The organism is Streptomyces hawaiiensis, from assembly GCF_004803895.1.
Taxonomy (GTDB): Bacteria; Actinomycetota; Actinomycetes; order Streptomycetales; family Streptomycetaceae; genus Streptomyces; species Streptomyces hawaiiensis.
Map to the genome: position 1 here is coordinate 5,168,312 of NZ_CP021978.1, position 18,843 is coordinate 5,187,154.

An 18,843-nucleotide genomic window follows, 5' to 3' on the forward strand; every position below is an offset into this window, starting at 1 on the left:
GGCCGTCAGCGTGCCGCTCCCGTCAGCCGGGCCAGGGGCTCCGTCTCGCGCGGCGGACGGCCCAGTTCACCCAGCCGCCAGGACGGCATCCACGGCACGCGGTACACGTCGATGACCGACTCCAGCGACTTGACCCGCTGGGCGAGCGGACGCGGCAGCCGGCCCGGGGCGTCCGCCACGAGGACGATCGCGTCCAGGTCGAGCCCGGGCGGAGCCTGGCCACGTCGGAAGATCTCCACCGCCCCGGCGACCGTGTCCAGGCCCGCCGCATGCGTCCGGGCGACCAGCAGCACCGACGGGGGATCGCCGGGCCCGGGCCAGGACCGGCCGCTGTCATGGCCGCCGTAGACCGCGGCGAGCGTGGAGACGCCCGCGCCGCCGTGCGTGCCGACCCAGGAGAAACGCCGTGCGCCGGCATGGGCGTGCGCGGGCTCCGGCGGCCCCGGTTCCGGGGTGGTCACCGGACCGCGCAGCCAGATCTCCGGCCCCTGTCGCATGCCTGTGTGCATGCCCCTCTCCTCCCTCGAGCGCCTGGTCTTCATGCCCTCGATAACGACCGGGCCGGGGTCGGCGGCCCTTGGGACGAGCCTGTGACACCGTGGTGACGTGAGAAACGGGGGCGAGCGGACACACTCGACAGTAGATGTACGACGCCCAGTGAGGGGACGATGTCGCGACTCAGCCGCGAGAAGAAGCGGGAACAGAAGCAGGCCGCACGCGCGGCGACCCCGGCGGCGCCGATCGACGTCCATGTCCCCGGGGCCGGCACGGACGTCGGAGGGGGAGCCGGTGGGGTGTCCGACGGTGCCTCCGTCGGCGGGGTCCCGGTTTTCGCGGCCCCCGGCGAGGAGATCCAGCGGGCCGTCCTGAACCGCCTCCACCACATCGCCCTGGCCACCGGCCACCCCGTCCTCGCCACCATCCGCGACGAGCGCATCGGCTACGTCGTCCCGCTCCAGGTAGACCCGGACGGCTCCAGCCACTTCACGTCCGAACCGGTCGCCACGCCCCCGCCGGAGCGGCAGCATGCCCGAGACGCCGGCGCCATGCCCCCGCCGGAGCGGCAGCATGCCCGACACGACGGCGCCATGACGCCGCCCGAGCGGCAGCACGTCCGAGACGCCGGTGCCGCGACCCCGCCTGTGCCGCCGCATGCCCGCGACGCCAGTGCCCCGACCCCGCCTGAGCCGCGGCATGCCCTGAACTCCAACGCCAACGCCACGACCCCGCCGGAGCCACTTCACGCCCCGAGCGACGCCGTGGCAGCACCCGAGCCGCAGTATCCGCGCGGCGACAGCGCCACGCACGTGCTGCGTCCCGCCCCGGAGTCCGGCCGCGGCGCGGCCCCGACGTTCCCGCTGCGGGCCGTGCCCGAGCCGCAGCCGGCCGATGAACGCGTCCCGACGTTCGAGCTGCGAGCCGTACCGGAGTCGGCGCAGCCCGCGCCGGAAGACGCGCCACCTGGCCCGGGTACGGCGATGCCGCCCGGCACCGTCGCGCCGCCCACCGGCGAGTTCGGCCCGCCCCCGCCCATGGACGCGAGGCCGCTCCCCGTCCCCGAGGCCCCACCGGCTCCGCGACCCGCGCCGGTCCCCGAAGACGCCCTGATCGCCGCCGACCCCGACCCCAAGCCCACCCCCGCCCGCGGCTTCGACGCCGTCGCGGAGGCCGTACTCGGGGACGAGCCCCTCACCGCCCCGGGCGATCCCACCGCGCCCGCGGTCCTCGCGGAGCCGATCGCGCGGATCAACGAGGCGGTGAAGGAAGGCAGGATCGACACCGCGTCCGAGCTGGCGGAGCAGACCGTCGTCCAGGCGTCGGGAGCGCTGGGGCCGGAGCACCCCGAGGTGCTCCGGCTGGGTGAACTCACCGCCTACATCGCCTACTTGGCGGGCGATCCGCTCCGTGCCTGCCGGCTGTCGCTGGATTTGGCCGGTGCCCGCCGCCGGGCCGGCGACGCGGAGGCCGCCTACGGCAACGTGGAGAGCGCGGCCACCGCCTGGCGCGCGGTGCGCGACCCGGCGCTGGGGCTGGAGCTGGGACGCGACCTGATCGGCCTGTGGACGGAGCTCGCCGCCGAGGACGGCCCGGCCGCCGAGGAGGTCGAGCAACTGGAGTCGGCCCGCGCCCGCATGGGCCGTCTCACCGAACGCGCCCGCAAGCAGCAGGCGTGACCCGGGGGGCTACTCGGACAGCTCCCACACCGCGTACGCGAGGGCGTCGCTGTTGCGGTTCAGGGCGGTGTCGTTGATGTTGGCGGTGGTGTCGCAGGAGGAGTGGTAGCAGCGGTCGAAGGCCCGCCCCGCCGTACCGCCCCACTTGGCCGCCTGCGCCGCCGTCATCGTCCGGCTGGCCCCGGTGAACAGACCGCCCACCGGCACGCCCGCGCTCTTGAAGGGCGCGTGGTCGGAGCGGCCGTCGCCCTCGGTCTCGATCTCGGTCGGGACGCCGATGCCGCCGAAGTAGTCCTTGAAGGTCTTCTCGATCGCCGGGTCGTCGTCGTAGACGAAGTAGCCGGGGTTCGGGGAGCCGATCATGTCGAAGTTCAGGTAGGCGCTGATCCTCGAACGGTCGCCGGTGGCCAGCTGGTTGACGTAGTGGCGGGAGCCGACCAGGCCGAGCTCTTCCGCGCCCCACCAGGCGAACCGCAGGTGCTTGGTGGGCTTGTACTGCGCCCGGGACACGGCCAGGGCGGTCTCCAGGACGGCGGCCGAGCCGGAGCCGTTGTCGTTGATGCCGGCCCCGGAGGAGACGCTGTCGAGATGCGAGCCGGCCATCACGACCTGGCTCGTGTCGCCGCCCGGCCAGTCGGCGATCAGGTTGTAGCCGGTGCGGCCGGAGGCGGTGAACTGCTGGATCGTGGTGGTGTATCCGGCCGCGTCCAGCTTGGCCTTGACGTAGTCGAGCGAGGCCTTGTAGCCGGCCCGGCCGTGTGCGCGGTTGCCGCCGTTGGCGGTGGCTATGGACTGGAGCTGGGACAGGTGGGTCTTGACGTTCGCCACGGGTATGTCGGGCGCGGCGGCCGCTCTGGAGGGAGCGGAGGACGCGGCGTCGGCCACCGCACCGCCGGTCAGGAGCATGGCTGTTGCCATGCCGCCCGCGGCGACGGCGCGTGCGGAAACGGAGAGCTTCATGTGGGGGCTCCGGATTCCGTAGGGAAGCCCGTGGGGTGTCCACGGGCCGCCCACAGTGAATGGGGTGCCTGGATGGTGAAGCTGGTACTGACTCTCCGTCAAGGTCCTTATTCGGTCAGGGAGTTACGGAGTGCAGGCCTCCGGCGTCCATGTCATTGCACGCAGAACTCGTTCCCCTCCGGGTCCGCCATCACGACCCATTCGCCGCCCTGTTCCTTCACCCGCCGCAGCACGCTCGCCCCGAGCCCCTCCAGCCGTGCGACTTCCTCGTCGCGCCGCCCTTCGCCCGGGTGCAGATCGAGGTGCAGCCGGTTCTTGACCGTCTTCGCCTCCGGTACCCGCTGGAACAGCAGCCGGCGCCCCAGCCCGGTCCCGCTCTCCTCGTCGTACGGGTCCTCGGGATGCCGTACGGCGATCAGGTCCCGGAAGGCGCGGCGGCCGTGGAAGTCGACCGTGGCCTCCTCCGGCAGGGCGCCGAAGCCCAGCAGCTTCCCGATGAGGGCGCTGTTGTCCTCGACCTCGTACCGGAGGGCGGCGGCCCAGAAGTCGGCCTGCGCGTGCGGGTCGTTCGCGTCGATGACCAGTTTCCAGTGCACGGGAGTGGGTGATGCCGGTGTCTGCGTCATGTAACCAGTTATACTGGTTAGGTGAGTGGACGCGCAGGGGAAACGCCGGATCGAACGCCCGGCCTGACGCTGGTCTCCGGCGAGGGCAAGCCCTACCGCTTCGACCCTGGCACCCTGTGCCTGGAGCTGACGACGACGGGCGGCCCCGGGGCCTTCGCCCGCTGGGACGTGCTGCACCAACCCTCCGACCTGGTCACCTGGGCCGGGTGCAGCCGGCTGCCGGACGGGCTGGACCTCACCGTCTCCGCCGGGGAACTGGAGCGGGCACGCACCCTGCGCGACGCCGTGTTCCTGCTCGCCGCCGACCGCGCCCACGGCCGCCCCCTGCGAGCCCCCCACCTGGACGTCGTCAACGCCGCCGCGGCCGGGCCCCCGCTGATCGCCCGCATCGAGCCCGACGGCACCCGCGCCTGGGCCCCGGGCGCCACCGGCACCCAGCTGCTCGCGACCGTCGCCCGCGACGCGATCGACCTGTTCACCGGGCCCTACTCCGACCGCGTCCGCGAGTGCGGCGCCCACAACTGCTACCTGCTCTTCGTCGACACCTCCCGCCCGGGCCGCCGCCGCTGGTGCGCGATGGAGCACTGCGGAAACCGCGAGAAGGTCCGGGCGCACCGGGCCCGCAACGCTCCTGCCAAGCCGTAGCGTCGGCTGCCCGCGCCTCTCGGGTGTCGTACGCGGTCCGGCACTCGACCCGCGGCGGCACCACCGGGTGGGCTGTCACAGGGTGTGCCCTGGTCACAGAGGGAACCGGCCCTCACTTGCGTAACGCTCCCCCACCGGAGGAGTGTTGACTCATGGGCACCCGTGCCTGGGCGCTGCTGCTCGTTCTGTGCGGAACGATCTTCCTCGAAGGCATCGACGTCGCGATGATGGCGGTGGCGATCCCGGCCGTCCGCGCCGACCTCGGACTGGCCACCGGCACCGCGGCCTGGGTGATGAGCGCCTATGTGCTCGGCTACGCGGGCTTCACGCTGCTGGGCGGCCGGGCCGCCGACCTGCTCGGGCGGCGGCGGATGTTCCTGCTCTGGCTGACCGTCTTCCTCGCCTTCTCGGGGCTTGGCGGCTTCGCGACGGACGGCTGGATGCTGATCGTCGCCCGGTTCGTCACGGGCATCGCCGCCGCCTTCATGACCCCGGCCGCGCTCTCCCTGATCACCACGTCGTACGAGGAGGGCCCGCAGCGCAACAAGGCCCTGCTGGTTTTCGCCGGGACGGGCGCGGCGGGCTTCTCCCTGGGTCTGGTCATCGGCGGTCTGCTCACCGAGATCGGCTGGCGCTGGGTGTTCTTCGCCCCCGTGCTGCTGGCCGCCGCCCTGCTCGTCGCGGCCGTGCGTCTGATCCCCCGGCGCGACGCCCCGCCGAACCGCCGCCGCACCTTCGACCTGCCCGGCGCGATCACCGCCGCCGGCGCCATGCTGCTGGCCGCCTACACCGTCGTACGCCTGGAACACGGCCTGCACCACTGGCCGCTCACCCTGACCTCGGGCCTCGCGGCCGTCCTGCTGGCCGGCGTCTTCGTCGCGGTCGAACGCCGCTGCCCCGACCCGCTCGTCCGGCTCGGCCTGCTGCGCCAGGGCCCGGTCGTGCGCGCCGACCTGGGGGCGCTGCTCTTCCTCGGCGCCTTCTTCGGCTTCCAGTTCGTCGTCACGCTCTATCTGCAGGAACTGCGCGGCTGGTCGTCCCTGCAGACGGCGGCGGCCCTGATCGTCATGGGCATCGACGCCGTCCTCGCGCCGACGCTCACGCCCAGACTGGTCACCCGCTTCGGCAACGCCCGGGTGATCACGGGCGGCTTCCTGCTGGCCGTGGCCGCGTACGCGCTGTTCCTGCCGGTCGGCATGGACTGGTCCTACGCCATGATGTTCCCGACCCTGCTCCTCAGCGGTCTCGCGTTCGCCCTGGCCTACGGGCCGCTGACGATCGCGGCGACGGACGGGGTGGCCGGGTCGGAGCAGGGCCTGGCCGGCGGCCTGCTGACCACCGCCACCCAGTTCGGCTCCGCGATCGGCATCTCGGCGGTGACGGCGGTCTACGGCCTGGCGTCCACCGGGTCCGGCCCGGAGGCCACGCTGTCGGCGTTCCGCGCGGCACTGACCGTGCCGGTCGCCTTGGTGGTGCTGGGCACGCTGATCTCGTTGGTGAGCGCGCGGGAGGCCCGGCGGGCGGCGCGCAACGCGTCCCAGGTGAGCAAGGTCAACGCCAGCCACACCAGCGCGAACCCGGCCCAGCGCTCCGGCGGCATCTCCTCGTGGAAGTAGAGGATGCCGAGCACGAACTGCAGGACCGGCGTCGAGTACTGCAGCAGGCCGATGGTGGACAGCGGCACGCGGATGGCGGCCGCGCCGAAGCAGACCAGGGGCAGCGCGGTGACGATGCCGGCCGAGGCGAGCAGCGCCGCGTGCCCCGCGCCCTCGCCGGAGAAGGTGGAGTCGCCCCGCGCGGACAGCCACACCAGGAAGCCCAGCGCGGGCAGGAACTGGATCGCGGTCTCGGCGGCCAGCGACTCGATGCCGCCGAGCCCCACCTTCTTCTTCACCAGCCCGTAGGTGGCGAAGGAGAGGGCGAGGGAGAGCGAGATCCACGGGGGCTGCCCGTAGCCGATGGTCAGTACGACGACCGCGGCGCAGCCGGTCCCGACCGCCGCCCACTGCACCGGCCGCAGCCGCTCCTTCAGCAGCAGTACGCCCATCGCGATGGTGACCAGCGGGTTGATGAAGTACCCGAGGGAGGCCTCGACCACGTGCCCGGAGTTCACGGACCAGATGTACAGGCCCCAGTTGACGGTGATGACCGCCGCGGCGACCGTGATCAGCCCCAGCTTGCGGGGCTGCCGCAGCAGCTCACCGGCCCAGGCCCAGCGGCGCAGCACGAGCAGGGCGGCGCCCACGAAGACCAGCGACCACACCATCCGGTGGGCCAGGATCTCCATCGCGCCGGCCGGTTTCAGCAGGGGCCAGAACAGGGGTACGAGCCCCCACATCCCGTAGGCGGCGAAGCCGTTCAGCAGTCCTATGTGCCGCTCGCCCCTCGGCTTGCCGGTCACGGGCCCCTCCTTCACGCCTGGCGTGTGTCCGCGTGCACGACGGTAACGCCGGGCGCCCCCGGCTGTCATGCCCGTATCGGCATACGGTCATGACAGTCCGGGGGTGGCGTAGGGGCGGGGGAGTGTCAGCCCTTGAGCGCGGCGGCGATGGCGTCGGCGAGCGGCGTGGTCGGGCGGCCGGCCAGGCGGGACAGGTCGCCGGTGGAGACGACCAGTTCGCCCTTCTCGATGGAGGCGTCCACTCCCGCGAGGATCCGCGCGAACGGCTCGGGCAGGCCCGCGCCGGTCAGGATGCCGACGAGGGTGTCGGGGGAGACGGCGTTGTAGACGATCTCCTTGCCGGTCTGGCGGCTCAGCTCGGCGGCGTACTCGGCGAAGCTCCAGGGGGTGTCGCCGCCCAGCTCGTACGTCTTGTTCTCGTGTCCCTCGCCGGTCAGCACGGCGACGGCGGCGGCGGCGTAGTCGGCGCGGGAGGCGGAGGAGACCTTGCCCTCACCGGCGGCGGCGACGACCGCGCTGTGCTCCAGCACCGGGGCGAGGTTCTCGGTGTAGTTCTCGTGGTACCAGCCGTTGCGCAGCAGCGCGTAGGGCACGCCGGAGTCCAGCAGGATCTCCTCGGTGCCGCGGTGGTCGTCGGCGAGCGCGGCGGTCAGGGTGGCGGGGGCGCTGGTGTAGGCGAGCAGGGCGACACCGGCCGCCTTGGCGGCGTCGATGACGGCCTTGTGCTGCTGTACACGGCCCTTGTCGAACTCGGTGCCGGAGATCAGCAGCACCTTGTCGCCGGCGGAGAAGAGGCCGTCGAAGGAGGCGGGGGCGTTGTAGTCGGCGAGGGCGATCCTCACACCGCGGTCGGCGAAGTCGGCGGCCTTCTCCGCGTTGCGCACGACCGCGGTGATCTGCTCGGCGGGGACCTTCTCCAGCAGCTGCTCCACGACGTGACGGCCGAGGTGTCCGGTGGCTCCGGTGACGACGATGCTCATGGTGAGGCTCTCCTTGTGGGGTGCGTTGACACTAACCCTAGGGGACGCGCTAACTCTTGGAAAGTACCCACTTTGAAGTAAGGTACTGGCATGGCCGTAAGTGACAACGAAGCCCTGTGCCCGTACCGGCTGGTCCTGGAGCACGTGACCAGCCGCTGGGGCGTGCTCGTCCTGACCGAGCTCCTGGACCGCCCGTACCGGTTCAGCGAGCTGCGCCGCGCGATCGGCACCTACGGGGGCCGGGGCGTCAGCGAGAAGATGCTGACCCAGACCCTCCAGACACTGGAGCGCGACGGCCTCGTCCACCGCGACGCCAAGCCCGTCATCCCGCCGCGCGTCGACTACTCCCTCACCGGCCTGGGCCGCGAGGCCGCCGAGCAGGTCCGGGCCCTCGCGGCATGGACGCACCAGCGCATGGACGACGTGGAGCAGGCGCGCCGCGCGTACGACGAGGCCCGGGCCGCCTCGTAGCGGTCCCGGGCCCCTTGCGTCCTGCGGTCGGTCAGCCCACGACCGTCCAGGTGTCGCCGCCCGCCAGCAGCGCGCCCAGGTCGCCCTTGCCGTGCTGCTCGATCGCGGTGTCCAGCTGGTCGGCCATCTGCGTGTCGTAGACGGGCCGGTCGACCGAGCGCAGGACTCCGATCGGCGTGTGGTGCAGGGTGTCCGGGTCGGCGAGGCGGGACAGCGCGAACGCCGTGGTCGGAGACGGGGCGTGCGCGTCGTGGACGAGCACCCGGTCCTCGTTGTCCGGCGTCACCGCGACCACCTTCAGATCACCGGTCAGCGGATCCCGCACGACGCCCTTGGCCTGGTCGGCGCCGAAGCGGATCGGCTTGCCGTGCTCCAGCCGGATCACGGCCTCCTCGGCCTGCTGCTTGTCCTTCAGGGCATCGAAGGCGCCGTCGTTGAAGATGTTGCAGTTCTGGTAGATCTCGATCAGCGCCGTGCCCTGGTGGGCGGCGGCCTGGCGCAGCACCTCGGTGAGGTGCTTGCGGTCGGAGTCCACCGTCCGCGCCACGAACGAGGCCTCCGCGCCGATCGCCAGCGACACCGGGTTGAACGGCGCGTCCAGCGAGCCCATCGGCGTCGACTTCGTGATCTTGCCGACCTCGGAGGTCGGCGAGTACTGGCCCTTGGTCAGACCGTAGATCCGGTTGTTGAACAACAGGATCTTGAGGTTGACGTTGCGGCGCAGCGCGTGGATCAGGTGGTTGCCGCCGATGGACAGCGCGTCGCCGTCACCGGTGACGACCCACACCGACAGGTCCCGGCGGGAGCTCGCCAGACCCGTGGCGATGGCGGGGGCGCGGCCGTGGATGGAGTGCATCCCGTAGGTGTTCATGTAGTACGGGAAGCGGGAGGAGCAGCCGATGCCCGAGACGAAGACGATGTTCTCCTTCGCCAGCCCCAGCTCCGGCATGAAGCCCTGCACCGCGGCGAGGATGGCGTAGTCGCCGCAGCCGGGGCACCAGCGCACTTCCTGGTCGGACTTGAAGTCCTTCATCGACTGCCTGCCCTCGGCCTTGGGGACGAGGGACAGCGACTCGATGGTGCCCGTGCCGTGCGTGGACGTCTCAGCCATCGATGGCCTCCTTCAGAGCCGCGGCGAGCTGCTCCGCCTTGAACGGCATGCCGTTGACCTGGGTGTACGAGTGGGCGTCGACCAGGTACTTCGCCCGGATGAGCGTGGCGAGCTGCCCGAGGTTCATCTCGGGGATCACTACTTTTTCGTAACGCTCCAGCACGGAGCCCAGATTCCGCGGGAAGGGGTTGAGATGGCGCAGATGCGCCTGCGCGACGGACTCCCCGGCTCTGCGCAGCCGCCGCACCGCCGCCGTGATCGGCCCGTACGTCGAGCCCCAGCCCAGCACCAGCGTCCTGGCCTCGTGCGGGTCGTCCACCTCGAGGTCCGGCACGTCGATGCCGTCGATCTTCGCCTGCCGGGTGCGCACCATGAAGTCGTGGTTGGCCGGGTCGTAGGAGATGTTGCCCGTGCCGTCCTGCTTCTCGATGCCGCCGATCCGGTGCTCCAGACCCGGCGTGCCCGGGATCGCCCACGGACGGGCCAGCGTCTGCGGGTCCCTCTTGTACGGCCAGAACACCTCGGAGCCGTCGTCGAGCGTGTGGTTCGGGCCCTGCGCGAACTGCACCCGCAGATCGGGCAGCTCCTCGATGTCCGGGATCCGCCAGGGCTCGGAGCCGTTGGCCAGGTAGCCGTCGGACAGCAGGAACACCGGCGTGCGGTACGTCAGCGCGATCCGCGCCGCCTCCAGCGCGGCGTCGAAGCAGTCCGCCGGTGTGCGCGGCGCGACCACCGGCACCGGAGCCTCGCCGTTGCGCCCGTACATCGCCTGCAGCAGGTCCGCCTGCTCGGTCTTGGTGGGCAGGCCCGTCGACGGCCCGCCGCGCTGGATGTCCACGATCAGCAGCGGCAGCTCCAGGGAGACCGCGAGGCCGATGGTCTCGGACTTCAGTGCCACACCCGGGCCGCTCGTGGTGGTCACGGCCAGCGAACCGCCGAAGGCCGCGCCCAGCGCCGCCCCGATACCGGCGATCTCGTCCTCCGCCTGGAAGGTCCGCACCCCGAAGTTCTTGTGCCTGCTCAGCTCGTGCAGGATGTCCGACGCCGGAGTGATCGGGTACGAGCCCAGGTACAGCGGCAGATCCGCCTGTCGGCTCGCCGCGACCAGCCCGTACGACAGGGCGAGGTTGCCGGAGATGTTGCGGTAGACACCCGGCGGGAACGCGGAGGCCGCCGGGGCGACCTCGTAGGAGACGGCGAAGTCCTCGGTGGTCTCGCCGAAGTTCCAGCCGGCCCGGAACGCGGCGATGTTGGCCGCCGCGATGTCGGGCTTCTTCGCGAACTTCGACTTCAGGAACTTCTCCGTGCCCTCGGTGGGCCGGTGGTACATCCAGCTCAGCAGGCCCAGCGCGAACATGTTCTTGCTGCGCTCGGCCTCCTTGCGGCTGAGGTCGAACTCCTTCAGTGCCTCGACCGTGAGCGTGGTCAGCGGCACGGGGTGCACGTGGTAGCCGTCCAGCGACCCGTCCTCGAGCGGACTGGTGTCGTAGCCGACCTTCTGCATCGCCCGTTTGGTGAACTCGTCCGTGTTGACGATCACCTCGGCGCCGCGCGGCAGGTCGCCGATGTTCGCCTTCAGCGCCGCCGGGTTCATCGCCACCAGCACGTTCGGCGCGTCACCGGGCGTGAGGATGTCGTGGTCGGCGAAGTGCAACTGGAAGGACGACACACCCGGCAGTGTCCCGGCGGGCGCCCTGATCTCGGCGGGGAAGTTCGGCAGCGTCGACAGGTCGTTGCCGAACGACGCGGTCTCCGAGGTGAAACGGTCACCGGTGAGCTGCATACCGTCACCCGAGTCCCCCGCGAACCTGATGATCACTCGGTCGAGACGACGGACATCCTTCGCGCCCGCCGCTTTGCGCTGCTCTCCTACGACTGCTCCGTCGGCCTGCTCCGCTGGGCTACTGACCTGGCTGGTCACTGAACTGGACCTCCCTCGAGGACGCTGTCCGGGACAGGCCTTCCCGCAGGCCCTCCCAGGATCAACCCTACGACCGCAAGGGTCGCCTTCTTCGGGTCATTCGCATCTTGGACACGACTTCGGGATGAGCGCGCGCCCGGACTTGTCCGGATTTTCCGCATGCCGCAAGTCGAGGTGCATCAGGAGTTGAGGTATGTCAGCACGGCCAGCACCCTGCGGTGGTCCCCCTCGCTCGGGGACAGCCCCAGCTTCAGGAAGATGTTGCTGACGTGCTTCTCCACCGCCCCGTCGCTGACCACGAGCTGCCGCGCGATCGCCGAGTTCGTCCGCCCCTCGGCCATCAGCCCCAGCACCTCCCGCTCCCTCGGGGTGAGCCCCGCCAGCACGTCCTGCTTACGGCTGCGGCCCAGCAACTGCGCCACCACCTCCGGGTCGAGCGCCGTACCGCCCCCGGCCACCCGCACCACCGCGTCCACGAACTCCCGCACCTCGGCCACCCGGTCCTTCAGCAGGTAGCCGACACCCCGGCTGGACCCCGCGAGCAGCTCCGTGGCGTAGCGCTCCTCCACGTACTGCGACAGCACCAGCACCCCGAGCCCCGGATGGGTCTTGCGCAGCTGCACCGCCGCCCGCACCCCCTCGTCGGTGTGCGTCGGCGGCATCCGCACGTCCGCCACGACCACGTCCGGCAGCTCGCCCTGCGCGTCCAGCTCGGTGATGGTCTTGATCAGTGCCTCGCCGTCACCGACACCGGCGACGACGTCGTGCCCGCGGTCGGTCAGCAACCGGGTCAGGCCCTCCCTCAGCAGCACTGAATCCTCGGCGATGACCACCCGCACCCTGTCCTCCACGATGTCCGGCCCCCCACAGCCCGATGCCGCCCGTCCGCAGCCCACAACGGCCCTGCGCCCACCCGTGCGACGGCTCCAGCATTTCAGGGTCGGGGGGTGTATGGGGACGGGACCGGCTTCTTCACTGGACGATCGGGTGGTGGAGGGAAGCTTCGAGGCCAGGGGTGAAGACCCCTGGCCCCGTCACAGCCCGCGGGGCCGAGCCCCCGCGAAGGTCACCGCACGTGCTCCCCCCGCCACGGCAACTCCGCGGTCACCCGGGTCGGCCCGCCCGCCGGTGAGTCCACGACCAGGATCCCGTCCACCGCGTCCAGCCGGTCCGTCAGCCCCGCGAGACCGGACCCCTGGGACACATCGGCCCCGCCCACGCCGTTGTCCACGACCTGCAGCATCAGCCGGTTCTCCGTCCGCCACACCTCGACGCCCGCCCACGTGGCCCGCGCGTGCTTGCTGACGTTCTGCAGCAGCTCCGACACCGTGAAGTACGCGATCCCCTCGATCGCCGGCGCCGGCCGCCGCGCCAGGTCGACCTCGACCCGCACCGGCACTGTGCACCGCGACGCCACCGCCGACAGCGCCGCGTCCAGACCCCGGTCCGTCAGCACCGCCGGATGGATCCCCCGGGCCAGGTCCCGCAGCTCCTGCAGCGCCGTCTTCACCTCGCCGTGCGCCTCGTCCACCATCCGCGCGGCCGTCTGCGGGTCCTCCTGGAGCTTCTCCTTCGCCAGCCCCAGATCCATGGCCAGCGCCACCAGCCGGGCCTGCGCCCCGTCGTGCAGATCCCGCTCGATGCGCCGCAGGTCGGCCGCCGCCGTGTCGACCACGACCCCCCGGTCCGACTCCAGCTCCACCACCCGTGACGCCAGCCGCGACGGCCCGAGCAGCCCGTGCACCAGCAGCCGGTCCACCATCGTCAGCGCCCGCACGATCCACGGCGTGGCGATCGTGAACAGCAGCCCCACCAGCGCGGTCACCGTGATCTCGAAGGGATTGTCGAGGTAGATCCGGTGCGTCTCGTCGCCGTAGAGCTGGATCCCCTCCTGACCGGCGTACACCGGGAACACCCAGAACCACAGCGGATACGTCAGCAGCGCCCAGCCCAGCGCCCACACGTTCACGGCGACGACGAACGAGAACACCGCCCAGGGCAGATGCAGCACCGCGTACAGCAGGGCCCGCCACGAGGCGCCGCTCTTGAGGACGGCCCCCATCCACGCCATCGCGCCCGGCTTGGTCCTCCGCGGCGGCTCCGGCTCGGCCACCTCCAGGCCCAGCAGCGCCCGCGCCCGCATCCGCTCCAGCGCCCCGAAGCCCCGGCACCCGGCGAGCGCCGCCGCCAGCACCGGTACGCCGAGGAACGTGACCAGCAGCCCCGCCCCCAGCGACACCATCGTCACCGCGTAGGTGAACAGCAGGATGCTGATCGGCAGGCTGAGCAGCACATGAGTGAGCTCGAGCCAGCTGCGGAGCTCGACCGGCGCCCGCAGCGCGGCGGGCAGCCGGTGCCGCCGTTCGGTGCTCTCCGGGAACCCGGGCCCGCTGTCGAGCCCGTATCCCTGTCCGTACTCCGTGGCCATCGGCGCCGTCCTTCTCCTCGTCCCGCTGCTGTGCTCTCTTACCTCCACCCTGCTCCGCCGCAGGTCGCCGGACCATGCGGTCCGTCGGCATCTTGGACGGGGGGTTTTCCCTACCCCGGGGCCCCGGACCGGTCGCGCCACGGCAGTTCCGCCGTGACCGTCGTCGGGCCACCCGCGGGCGACTCCAGGACGAACAGCCCGTCGACGGCGTCCAGCCGGTCCGCCAGGCCCTTCATCCCCGTACCGCCGTCGAGGCTCGCGCCCCCGACCCCGTCGTCCCACACCTGAATGAGCAGCCGGGTGTTCGTCTGCCACACATCCACCGAGGCCGACTTCGCCCCGCTGTGCTTGCTGACGTTCTGCAGCAGCTCCGAGACGGTGAAGTAGGCGATGCCCTCGATGGCCGCGGCCGGCCGCTGCGGCAGATCGACCGTCACCTTCACCGGGACCGTGCAGCGCGAGGCGACCGAGGACAGGGCCGCGTCCAGACCACGGTCGGTCAGGACCGCCGGGTGGATGCCCCGCGCCAGGTCCCGCAGTTCCTGGAGGGCCAGCTTCACCTCGCCGTGTGCCTCCTCGACCATCGCCGCCGCCGCGTCGGGATCCTCCAGCACCTTCTCCTTGGCCAGCCCGAGCCCCATGGCCAGATTGACCAGCCGGGCCTGCGCCCCGTCGTGCAGATCCCGCTCGATGCGCCGCAGGTCGGCCGCGGCCGTGTCGACCACGACCCCCCGGTCCGACTCCAGCTCGGCGATCCGCCGCTCCAGTTCGTCGGAGGGCGACAGCAGCGCCCGCACCATGGCCCGGTCGGCGTTGGTCAGCCCCCGGGCGATGAACGGCAGCACCGGCCACAGCACGAACAGCGAGGCCAGCGTGACGGTGAACGTGAGGACACCCCACGGCAGCCGGATGAACTCGTACAGGACCGTGCGCCAGCCCACCGGGTCCTTCAGCTGCATCCACAACCGCTGGAAGAAGCCGCCCCCGCCGCGCAGCCGCAGCCGGCTCGGCTCCTCGATCCGCACCCCGAGCAGCGCCCGGGCCCGCGCCCGCTCCATCCTGCCCAACTGCCGTGCGCCCACGAGTCCCGCCGCGAGCAGCGGGAACCCGATCACCGTGACGGTCAGCCCGAAACCGGTGGAGAACACCGTCACGACGTAGGTGAAACCGAGCAGCGCGACCGGCAGGTTGGCCAGCAGGTGCGCGATCTCTTTCCAGGTGTGCCGGTCATAGGCGAGCCGGGCCGGCGGCGGACGGTCGTCCGGCCCGGCGGCCGCCCGGGCCGCCGTGCCCGGGGACGGGATGCGTTGGGTCATATGCGTTAGCGTGCCCGGCGGCGGGCCACGGCGCCATGAGGTGGGCCGCCGGGATCAACTGAGGAAAACCCCACCCCCGCATGCCGGGCCGTGACGGGCTGCTTACCCTGCCCTTATCAGGGCCTAGACTCCCGTGCGTACAGATCGTCGAACGGCGGCATCCGAGTGAGCCGCAGCATCGTCGCAGGATCCAGGTCCGAGTTTCAGGGAGCGAGGGACGGACGTGCCGGAACCGACCGTCGTCACCACGACCGTCGTCGCGGCGGACTACTTCCAGTCCTATTCGGTCGTCGGTCTGCTCGCCGTCGTCGGCGTGCTGTTCGTCGCCGTGGCCTTCGGGGCCGGCCGCCTGCTGCGGCCCGTGGTCCCCACCCCCGAGAAGCTCCTGACGTACGAGTGCGGCGTCGACCCCGTCGGCGAGGGTTGGGCCCACACCCAGGTCCGCTACTACGTGTACGCCTTCCTCTACGTGATCTTCGCCGTCGACTCGATCTTCCTGTTCCCCTGGGCGACCGTCTTCGCCGCCCCCGGATACGGCGCGACGACCCTGGTCGAGATGTTCATCTTCCTCGGCTTCCTGGCCGTCGGCCTGCTCTACGCCTACAAGAAGGGCGTCCTGGCATGGACGTGAACCCCTCGGTGTCCGAGCCTGTTCTGCTGCCCGAGCCCAAGCGGCTGGGCGCCCTGGCCCGCCTCGCCCCCGAACCGATGAAGGTCGTCCTCAACTGGGGCCGCCGCTACTCTCTCTGGGTCTTCAACTTCGGCCTCGCCTGCTGCGCGATCGAGTTCATCGCCGCGTCCATGGCCCGCCACGACTTCATCCGCCTCGGCGTCATCCCGTTCGCCCCGGGCCCGCGCCAGGCCGACCTGATGGTCGTCTCCGGCACGGTCACGGACAAGATGGCCCCGGCCGTGAAGCGCCTCTACGAGCAGATGCCGGAGCCGAAGTACGTCATCTCCTTCGGCGCGTGCAGCAACTGCGGCGGCCCCTACTGGGACTCCTACTCCGTCACCAAGGGCGTCGACCAGATCATCCCCGTCGACGTCTACGTCCCCGGCTGCCCGCCCCGGCCCGAGGCGCTGCTCCAGGGCATCCTCAAGCTCCAGGAGAAGATCGCCCGCGAGTCGCTGGGGGAGCGGTACGGCAGCGGTGCCGGCCGTCCTTCGGCAGCGGCCCTGCAGAGCGGTCTGGTGCAGCCGCCGCCCCCCGCCCCGGGCTCGGACGCGACGCCGGGGGAGGCACGATGACCGCCGTCGGCTGGCTGCCCGCCGACGCCGAGGAGCTCTTCGGCACGGACGCCACGGCAGAGGAGTCCTACGAGGTCCTGACGGTCGACGTCCCTCCGGCCGCCTGGATCCCCGCCCTGCGGACCGCCCGCGACCGGCTCGGCTGCACCTACTTCGACTGGCTGAGCGCTGTCGACGAACCGGGCACGGGCTTTCGCGTCACGGCCCACATCGCAGCGCTCTCGCCCGTACGACGCCTCCTCCTGCGTACGACCGTCCCGCACGAGGCTCCCGCCCTGCCCACGGCGGTCGACGTCTACGCGGGTGCCGCCTGGCACGAACGCGAGACGCACGAGATGTTCGGCATCACCTTCGAAGGCCACCCGGCGCTGGACCACCTGCTCCTGCCCGAGAACTTCGAAGGCCACCCCCTGCGCAAGGACTTCGTCCTGGCCGCCCGCGTCGCCAAGGCCTGGCCCGGCGCGAAGGAACCGGGCGAGTCGGAACACGGCGGCCCCAAGCGCCGCCAGATGCTCCCGCCCGGCGTCCCCGACCCCAACGAATGGGGCCCCCTCAAGGGCCAGCTCCCTGCGGCCCCCGCCCGCCCGGCCCGCGCCGCGGGCCGCACGGCGGGCGAACGCCCCGCCCGGGGCGCGGCACGCCCCGCGGGCGAACGCCCGGTACGGCGGACCCGCTCGGCATCGGAGGGCTCAGCGAGCCAGTCCGCTGCCGCTCCGGAGACTCCGGCCGGCCAGTCCGCTGCCGGTGCGCAGACTCCGGCTGATCCGGGGCGTGCGCGTTCGGTGGGGGAGGGCTCGGCCAGTCAGTCCGCTGGTGGGGCGGAGGCTCCCGGGGCTGCGCGGCGGGCGCGTTCTGCCGCGGAGGGTTCGGCGAGCCAGTCCACGCCCGGCGAGTCGACCGCCGGATCCCCGGCGGGACCGCGGCGCAACCGCTCGGCGTCGCAGGGTTCGGCGAGTCAGCAGCCCAGCGACCCGGCATCCCCGACACCGGGCTCTGAGTCCGCGACGTCCGGGCCCGTATCCCCGAAGTCCGGCTCCGGCTCCGAGTCCGCGACACCCGGTTCGCAAGCAGCGGAGACCGGTTCCGGGACGCCGGTGACGGGTTCGGAGCCCTCGGCGACCGGTTCGGAGCCGTCGGCGACCGGTTCGGAGCCGTCGGCCAGTGAGGCCGGCTCACCGGCACCGTCGGCGGGACCGCGCCGGGCGCGCAGCGCATCGCAGGGGAGCGCGAGCCAGAGGGCCGGGTCCGACCGCGGTGACACCCGGCCGGGCACGGCTTCGAGCACCCCCCGCAGCTCGGACGCCCCCTGGCACCACGCCCGCCCGGCCTTCGACGAACCGGCACCCGAACCGTCCCTGGAGGCGGCGCCGTTGCCGGCTCCAGAGCCGGAAACCCTCGAGAGCCCGGACGCCCAGGACGCCTCGGACTCGCCGGACTCGCCGGACTCGCCGGACTCGCCGGACTCGCCGGACTCGCCGGACGATCCGAAGCCCACGGCGGACAACGCGCAGCCCAAGGACGACGACGCGAAATCCACGGACGGGGACACCAAGCCCACCGGCCACCCCGAGGACCCCGCAGGAGGCCCGCAGTGAACGACGTGCTCGACGTCGCCCTGCGACTGCTGGTCGTCTTCGTCGTCTTCCTCACTCTCCCCCTGGTCATCGGCCAGACCGAGCACAAGGTGATGGCCCACATGCAGGGCCGCCTCGGCCCCATGTACGCCGGCGGCTTCCACGGCTGGGCCCAGCTGATCGCCGACGGCGTGAAGTTCGCGCAGAAGGAGGACATCGTCCCCGCGGGCGCCGACCGCCGCATCTTCCAACTGGCCCCCGCCGTCGCCCTCCTGCCCTACCTCCTCGTCCTGCTCGCCATTCCCATCGGCCCCGGAGAGGGAGCCGTCGGCCAGGTCATCGACGCGGGCGTCTTCTTCGTCCTGGCCGTCATGGGCGTCGGCGTCCTCGGCTCGCTGATGGCCGGCTGGGCCTCCGCGAACAAGTTCTCCCTGCTCGGAGGCCTGCGCACCGCCGCCCAGCTCCTCGCCTATGAACTGCCGATGCTGCTGACCGCCGCCTCGGTGGCGATGGCGGCCGGCACCGTCTCCCTCCCCGGCATCCTCGACGCCTTCGAGTGGTGGTGGCTGCCCTGGCAGATCGTCGGCGCGATCGTCTTCTTCGTGGCCGGCCTCGCCGAACTCCAGCGCCCGCCCTTCGACATGCCCGTCGCCGACTCGGAGATCATCTTCGGTGCGTACACCGAGTACACCGGCCTCCGTTTCGCTCTCTTCCTCCTCGCCGAGTACGCCGGAATCGTCGTCCTGTGCGGCCTGACCACCGTCCTGTTCCTGGGCGGCTGGCACGGCCCCTGGGGCGCCGACGGCCTCGGCTGGGTCTGGACCCTGCTGAAGACCGCCGTCCTCGCCTTCCTCGTGATCTGGCTGCGCGTCACCTACCCCCGTCTGCGCGAGGACCAGCTCCAGAAGCTCGCCTGGACCCTCCTCGTCCCCCTCTCCCTCGCCCAGATCGCCCTCACCGGCATCGTCAAGGTGGTGATCCAGTAACC

At 71.8% G+C, this 18,843-nt stretch carries 17 protein-coding genes and 1 pseudogene; 8 read left to right on the forward strand and 10 right to left on the reverse strand.

The features are described 5' to 3' along the window. Positions 1-5 precede the first annotated feature (5 nt). On the reverse strand, positions 6-509 hold the full coding sequence (locus CEB94_RS23885; protein ID WP_175434162.1) for a DUF6668 family protein: 504 nt from the start codon (positions 507-509) through the stop codon (positions 6-8). Positions 510-668: 159 nt separating this feature from the next. On the opposite strand from CEB94_RS23885, the gene CEB94_RS23890 reads away from it, so the two are divergent. After that, positions 669-2,174, forward strand: coding sequence for a tetratricopeptide repeat protein (locus CEB94_RS23890; RefSeq protein ID WP_175434163.1), 1,506 nt, complete (start codon positions 669-671; stop codon positions 2,172-2,174). A gap of 9 nt (positions 2,175-2,183) precedes the next feature. Here the strand turns inward: CEB94_RS23890 and CEB94_RS23895 are convergent, their stop codons facing one another. Both CEB94_RS23895 and CEB94_RS23900 read right to left on the reverse strand, forming a co-directional pair. Further along, positions 2,184-3,134 carry a M28 family metallopeptidase gene (locus tag CEB94_RS23895; protein WP_175434164.1) on the reverse strand — a complete coding sequence of 317 codons (951 nt, stop codon included), beginning with the start codon at positions 3,132-3,134 and terminating at the stop codon, positions 2,184-2,186. Positions 3,135-3,286: 152 nt separating this feature from the next. Then, complete coding sequence (locus tag CEB94_RS23900; protein ID WP_175434165.1) at positions 3,287-3,760, reverse strand: VOC family protein; 474 nt, start codon at positions 3,758-3,760, stop codon at positions 3,287-3,289. 21 nt (positions 3,761-3,781) lie between these two features. Here CEB94_RS23900 and CEB94_RS23905 point away from each other — a divergent pair, with 21 nt between their 5' ends. Both CEB94_RS23905 and CEB94_RS23910 read left to right on the forward strand, forming a co-directional pair. Further along, a complete protein-coding gene (locus tag CEB94_RS23905; RefSeq protein WP_246111898.1) occupies positions 3,782-4,405 on the forward strand; it encodes a CGNR zinc finger domain-containing protein in 624 nt (207 codons plus the stop codon). 152 nt (positions 4,406-4,557) lie between these two features. Further along, the gene (locus CEB94_RS23910; RefSeq protein WP_246111899.1) at positions 4,558-6,021 is read left to right on the forward strand and encodes an MFS transporter; all 1,464 of its coding nucleotides are present in this window, start codon (positions 4,558-4,560) and stop codon (positions 6,019-6,021) included. On the opposite strand, the pseudogene rarD reads toward CEB94_RS23910, so the two are convergent. Further along, positions 6,006-6,875: pseudogene (gene rarD, locus CEB94_RS23915) on the reverse strand (EamA family transporter RarD); the annotation flags it as partial. The gene CEB94_RS23910 and the pseudogene rarD overlap by 16 nt on opposite strands. 56 nt (positions 6,876-6,931) lie before the next feature. Continuing rightward, complete coding sequence (locus CEB94_RS23920; RefSeq protein WP_175434167.1) at positions 6,932-7,786, reverse strand: SDR family oxidoreductase; 855 nt, start codon at positions 7,784-7,786, stop codon at positions 6,932-6,934. 90 nt (positions 7,787-7,876) lie between these two features. On the opposite strand from CEB94_RS23920, the gene CEB94_RS23925 reads away from it, so the two are divergent. Continuing rightward, positions 7,877-8,257: a winged helix-turn-helix transcriptional regulator gene (locus tag CEB94_RS23925; RefSeq protein ID WP_175434168.1), complete on the forward strand. Its 381-nt coding sequence runs from the start codon at positions 7,877-7,879 to the stop codon at positions 8,255-8,257. A 31-nt stretch (positions 8,258-8,288) separates the two neighbouring features. On the opposite strand, the gene CEB94_RS23930 is transcribed toward CEB94_RS23925, so the two are convergent. From CEB94_RS23930 to CEB94_RS23950, 5 genes are all read right to left on the reverse strand, one after another. Next, entirely contained in the window at positions 8,289-9,368 is a 1,080-nt protein-coding gene (locus CEB94_RS23930; RefSeq protein ID WP_175434169.1) for a 2-oxoacid:ferredoxin oxidoreductase subunit beta, read from the reverse strand. Then, entirely contained in the window at positions 9,361-11,289 is a 1,929-nt protein-coding gene (locus CEB94_RS23935; RefSeq protein WP_175434170.1) for a 2-oxoacid:acceptor oxidoreductase subunit alpha, read from the reverse strand. The genes CEB94_RS23930 and CEB94_RS23935 overlap by 8 nt, the downstream gene beginning before the upstream one ends. Positions 11,290-11,468: 179 nt before the next feature. Then, positions 11,469-12,128 (reverse strand): LuxR C-terminal-related transcriptional regulator, encoded by a 660-nt coding sequence (locus CEB94_RS23940; RefSeq protein WP_281292580.1) that lies wholly within the window; start codon positions 12,126-12,128, stop codon positions 11,469-11,471. Positions 12,129-12,355: 227 nt separating this feature from the next. After that, on the reverse strand, positions 12,356-13,717 hold the full coding sequence (locus tag CEB94_RS23945; RefSeq protein WP_175434172.1) for a sensor histidine kinase: 1,362 nt from the start codon (positions 13,715-13,717) through the stop codon (positions 12,356-12,358). A 110-nt stretch (positions 13,718-13,827) separates the two neighbouring features. Further along, complete coding sequence (locus tag CEB94_RS23950) at positions 13,828-15,033, reverse strand: sensor histidine kinase (RefSeq protein ID WP_175434173.1); 1,206 nt, start codon at positions 15,031-15,033, stop codon at positions 13,828-13,830. A 223-nt stretch (positions 15,034-15,256) separates the two neighbouring features. Between CEB94_RS23950 and CEB94_RS23955 the strand changes: the two genes are divergently transcribed. The 4 genes from CEB94_RS23955 to CEB94_RS23970 are packed head-to-tail and all read left to right on the forward strand — an operon-like array spanning position 15,257 to position 18,841. After that, entirely contained in the window at positions 15,257-15,664 is a 408-nt protein-coding gene (locus CEB94_RS23955) for an NADH-quinone oxidoreductase subunit A (RefSeq protein WP_010041427.1), read from the forward strand. Further along, positions 15,655-16,281, forward strand: coding sequence for an NADH-quinone oxidoreductase subunit B (locus CEB94_RS23960; RefSeq protein WP_175434174.1), 627 nt, complete (start codon positions 15,655-15,657; stop codon positions 16,279-16,281). Before CEB94_RS23955 ends, CEB94_RS23960 begins: the two co-directional genes overlap by 10 nt. Continuing rightward, complete coding sequence (locus CEB94_RS23965; RefSeq protein ID WP_175434175.1) at positions 16,278-17,876, forward strand: NADH-quinone oxidoreductase subunit C; 1,599 nt, start codon at positions 16,278-16,280, stop codon at positions 17,874-17,876. The genes CEB94_RS23960 and CEB94_RS23965 overlap by 4 nt, the downstream gene beginning before the upstream one ends. Then, positions 17,873-18,841: a complex I subunit 1/NuoH family protein gene (locus CEB94_RS23970; RefSeq protein ID WP_175434176.1), complete on the forward strand. Its 969-nt coding sequence runs from the start codon at positions 17,873-17,875 to the stop codon at positions 18,839-18,841. Before CEB94_RS23965 ends, CEB94_RS23970 begins: the two co-directional genes overlap by 4 nt. The last annotated feature ends 2 nt before the right edge of the window (positions 18,842-18,843 follow it).

Excerpts from the sequence above, each read along its gene's own strand:
- CEB94_RS23950 (WP_175434173.1), bottom strand. The coding sequence starts at position 15,033 with ATGACCCAACGCATCCCGTCCCCGGGCACGGCGGCCCGGGCGGCCGCC.
- CEB94_RS23885 (WP_175434162.1), bottom strand. The coding sequence starts at position 509 with ATGCACACAGGCATGCGACAGGGGCCGGAGATCTGGCTGCGCGGTCCG.
- CEB94_RS23945 (WP_175434172.1), bottom strand. The coding sequence starts at position 13,717 with ATGGCCACGGAGTACGGACAGGGATACGGGCTCGACAGCGGGCCCGGG.
- CEB94_RS23930 (WP_175434169.1), bottom strand. The coding sequence starts at position 9,368 with ATGGCTGAGACGTCCACGCACGGCACGGGCACCATCGAGTCGCTGTCC.
- CEB94_RS23895 (WP_175434164.1), bottom strand. The coding sequence starts at position 3,134 with ATGAAGCTCTCCGTTTCCGCACGCGCCGTCGCCGCGGGCGGCATGGCA.
- CEB94_RS23910 (WP_246111899.1), top strand. The coding sequence starts at position 4,558 with ATGGGCACCCGTGCCTGGGCGCTGCTGCTCGTTCTGTGCGGAACGATC.
- CEB94_RS23900 (WP_175434165.1), bottom strand. The coding sequence starts at position 3,760 with ATGACGCAGACACCGGCATCACCCACTCCCGTGCACTGGAAACTGGTC.
- CEB94_RS23925 (WP_175434168.1), top strand. The coding sequence starts at position 7,877 with ATGGCCGTAAGTGACAACGAAGCCCTGTGCCCGTACCGGCTGGTCCTG.
- CEB94_RS23920 (WP_175434167.1), bottom strand. The coding sequence starts at position 7,786 with ATGAGCATCGTCGTCACCGGAGCCACCGGACACCTCGGCCGTCACGTC.
- CEB94_RS23965 (WP_175434175.1), top strand. The coding sequence starts at position 16,278 with ATGACCGCCGTCGGCTGGCTGCCCGCCGACGCCGAGGAGCTCTTCGGC.
- CEB94_RS23960 (WP_175434174.1), top strand. The coding sequence starts at position 15,655 with ATGGACGTGAACCCCTCGGTGTCCGAGCCTGTTCTGCTGCCCGAGCCC.
- CEB94_RS23890 (WP_175434163.1), top strand. The coding sequence starts at position 669 with ATGTCGCGACTCAGCCGCGAGAAGAAGCGGGAACAGAAGCAGGCCGCA.